This is a genomic window from Streptomyces sp. NPDC048606 (assembly GCF_040650855.1).
Classification (GTDB): Bacteria; Actinomycetota; Actinomycetes; order Streptomycetales; family Streptomycetaceae; genus Streptomyces.
Genome location: NZ_JBEZIB010000095.1, coordinates 1 through 3,000 on the forward strand (window position 1 = coordinate 1; position 3,000 = coordinate 3,000).

Below are 3,000 nucleotides of genomic sequence, written 5' to 3' on the forward strand. Positions count from 1 at the left end.
CCCCGCCGATGGCCGCGTTGTTGTCGCGGACCCTTTCGTGGGCGGCGACACCGGTGCCGCCCGCGGCCCGGGCCGCACGACTGCCAGAAGCGACAGCGGCCTCAAGCGGGCCCTCGCCACGCACTGGTACGCCTGGGCCATGATCGCCCCGGTCGTGCTCGTACTCGGCGTGATCATCGGCTGGCCCCTCGTCCGCGGGATCTACCTCTCGCTGACCGACGCCAACGAGCGCAACGTCGCCCGCACCATCGGCGTCCGCCACATCGAGGCCACGTACGAGTTCGTCGGCCTCGACAACTACGCGGCCGTCCTCGGCGACCCCGTCTTCTGGCAGCGGCTGGTGTGGACGGTGCTGTGGACCGTCGGCTGCGTCTCCCTCACCTTCGCCCTCGGCCTCGCCCTGGCCACCATGCTCAACCGCCCGCTCCGCGGCCGCGCCGCCTACCGGATGGCGCTCATCCTGCCGTGGGCCGTCCCCGGCTTCGTGTCCGTCTTCGCCTGGCGCTTCCTGTTCAACCGCGACAACGGCATCCTCAACAAGCTCCTCGACGGCGGCGGCATCGCGGCCATCCCGTGGCTCGACGACCCGACCTGGGCCAAGGTCTCCGTCATCGCCGTCAACGTCTGGCTCGGCGTCCCCTTCATGATGGTCGCCCTCCTCGGCGGCCTCCAGTCCATCCCCGCCGAGCTCTACGAGGCCGCCGAGATGGACGGCGCGACCCCCTGGCAGCGCTTCCGGCACATCACCCTGCCCGGACTGCGCGCGGTGAGCATGACCGTGATCCTGCTCTCCACCATCTGGACCTTCAACATGTTCCCGGTCATCTTCCTGCTGACCCGCGGCGGACCGGGCGACTCCACCGAGATCCTCGTGACCCAGGCCTTCCGCGAGGCCTTCATCGCCAGCCCCCGCGACTTCGCCGGCTCCGCGACGTGGGGCGTCCTCATCCTCGCCCTGCTCATGATCTTCGCGCTGGTCTACCGGCGCTCGCTGCGCAAGCAGGGAGAGGTGTGGTGACCGTGACCACGAACGACACGCCCGCCGGCGGCACCCGCCCCCGCGGCACCCGCTCCCCGCTCGCCTCCTTCGGACTGCACGCCACGCTCGTCGTCGCGTCCGTCATCGCGGTCTTCCCCGTGCTGTGGATCCTGCTGACCTCCCTGAAGCCCCCGCAGCACGCCATCGGCACCGACTTCGTCAAGGAACCGACGCTCCACAACTACCGCTACCTGCTGGAGTCCAGCCACTTCCTCAGCTGGTTCGCGAACTCCGTCCTCGTCGCCGGCGTCACCACCGTCCTCGGCGTCTTCATCGCCGCCACCACCGGCTACGCCGTCAGCCGCTTCAAGTTCCCGGGCATGAAGCCGCTCATGTGGACCCTGCTCATCACGCAGATGTTCCCGATGGCCATCCTGATCGTCCCCCTCTACAACCTGATGGGCGACCTCGGACTGCTCAACCAGCCCGTCGGCCTGATCATCACCTACCTCACCATCGCCGTGCCCTTCTGCGCGTGGATGATGAAGGGCTTCTTCGACACCATCCCCGTCGAGATCGACGAATCCGGTCGCGTCGACGGACTCAACCCCTTCGGCACCTTCTGGCGCCTCATCCTGCCCCTCGCCAAGCCCGGCCTCGCGGTCACCGGCTTCTACGCCTTCATCACCGCCTGGGGCGAGGTCGCCTACGCCTCCGCCTTCATGGTCGGCGAGGAGAACCTCACCCTCGCCGGCGGACTCCAGACCTTCGTCACCCAGTACACGTCCAACTGGGGCGCCATGAGCGCGGCTTCCGTGCTCATCGCGATCCCGGCGGCGGTCTTCTTCCTCTTCGCCCAGCGTCACCTCGTCGCCGGGATGACGGCGGGCGCGACCAAGGGCTGACCACCCGCGCCCGCCCCCTCCCACCCCCGGCCCGATCTCTTCAAGGACACCATGACCCAGCACCTCGCCGACGCACTTCCCACCACCTCCGGCACCCTGCCCGGCTGGTGGAGAGACGCGGTGATCTACCAGGTCTATCCGCGCAGCTTCGCCGACTCCAACGGAGACGGCATGGGGGACCTCGAAGGCATCCGCGGCCGGCTGCCCTACCTGAAGGAACTCGGCGTCGACGCCGTCTGGCTGAGCCCCTTCTACGCCTCCCCGCAGGCCGACGCCGGCTACGACGTGGCCGACTACCGGGCCATCGACCCCATGTTCGGCACCCTCCACGACGCCGACGCCGTCATCCGCGAGGCCCACGCCCTGGGCCTGCGCATCATCGTCGACCTCGTCCCCAACCACTGCTCCGACCAGCACGAATGGTTCAAGCAGGCGCTGCGCGAAGGCCCCGGCAGCCCGCTGCGCGAACGCTTCCACTTCCGCCCCGGACAGGGCGAGAACGGCGAACTGCCGCCCAACGACTGGGAGTCCCTCTTCGGCGGCCCCTCCTGGACCCGGGTCGCCGACGGCGAGTGGTACCTGCACCTGTTCGCCCCCGAACAGCCCGACTTCAACTGGGAGCACCCCGCCGTCCAGGACGAGTTCCGCTCCGTCCTGCGCTTCTGGCTGGACCTGGGCGTCGACGGCTTCCGCATCGACGTCGCCCACGGCCTCGTCAAGGCACCCGGTCTGCCCGACCTCGGCCACAGCGAACAGCTCAAGCTCCTCGGCAACCAGGTCCTGCCCTTCTTCGACCAGGACGGGGTCCACGAGATCTACCGCTCCTGGAGGACCGTCCTCGACGAGTACGCCGGCGACCGCATCGGCGTCGCCGAGGCCTGGACGCCCAGCGCCGACCGCACCGCGCTGTACCTGCGCCCCGACGAGTTGCACCAGGCCTTCAACTTCCACTACCTGAGCACCGGATGGGACGCCGAGGCGCTGCGCGCCACCATCGACGACTCCCTCGACGCCATGCGCCCCGTGGGGGCTCCGACGACGTGGGTGTTGTCGAATCATGATGTGGTGCGGCATGTGACGCGGTATGGGGGTGGGGTGCGGGGTGTGGCGCGGGCG

The 3,000-nt window shown here is 69.3% G+C and carries 3 protein-coding genes; all 3 read left to right on the forward strand.

What is annotated here, in order from left to right; all coding sequences use genetic code 11:
• Positions 1-37: 37 nt before the first annotated feature.
• Entirely contained in the window at positions 38-1,018 is a 981-nt protein-coding gene (locus AB0D01_RS39570; protein WP_363064258.1) for a sugar ABC transporter permease, read from the forward strand.
• Positions 1,015-1,884 carry a carbohydrate ABC transporter permease gene (locus AB0D01_RS39575; RefSeq protein ID WP_363064254.1) on the forward strand — a complete coding sequence of 290 codons (870 nt, stop codon included), beginning with the start codon at positions 1,015-1,017 and terminating at the stop codon, positions 1,882-1,884. Before AB0D01_RS39570 ends, AB0D01_RS39575 begins: the two co-directional genes overlap by 4 nt.
• Positions 1,885-1,935: 51 nt before the next feature.
• The coding region (locus AB0D01_RS39580) for an alpha-amylase family glycosyl hydrolase (protein ID WP_363064256.1) at positions 1,936-3,000 on the forward strand (1,065 nt) is incomplete at its 3' end.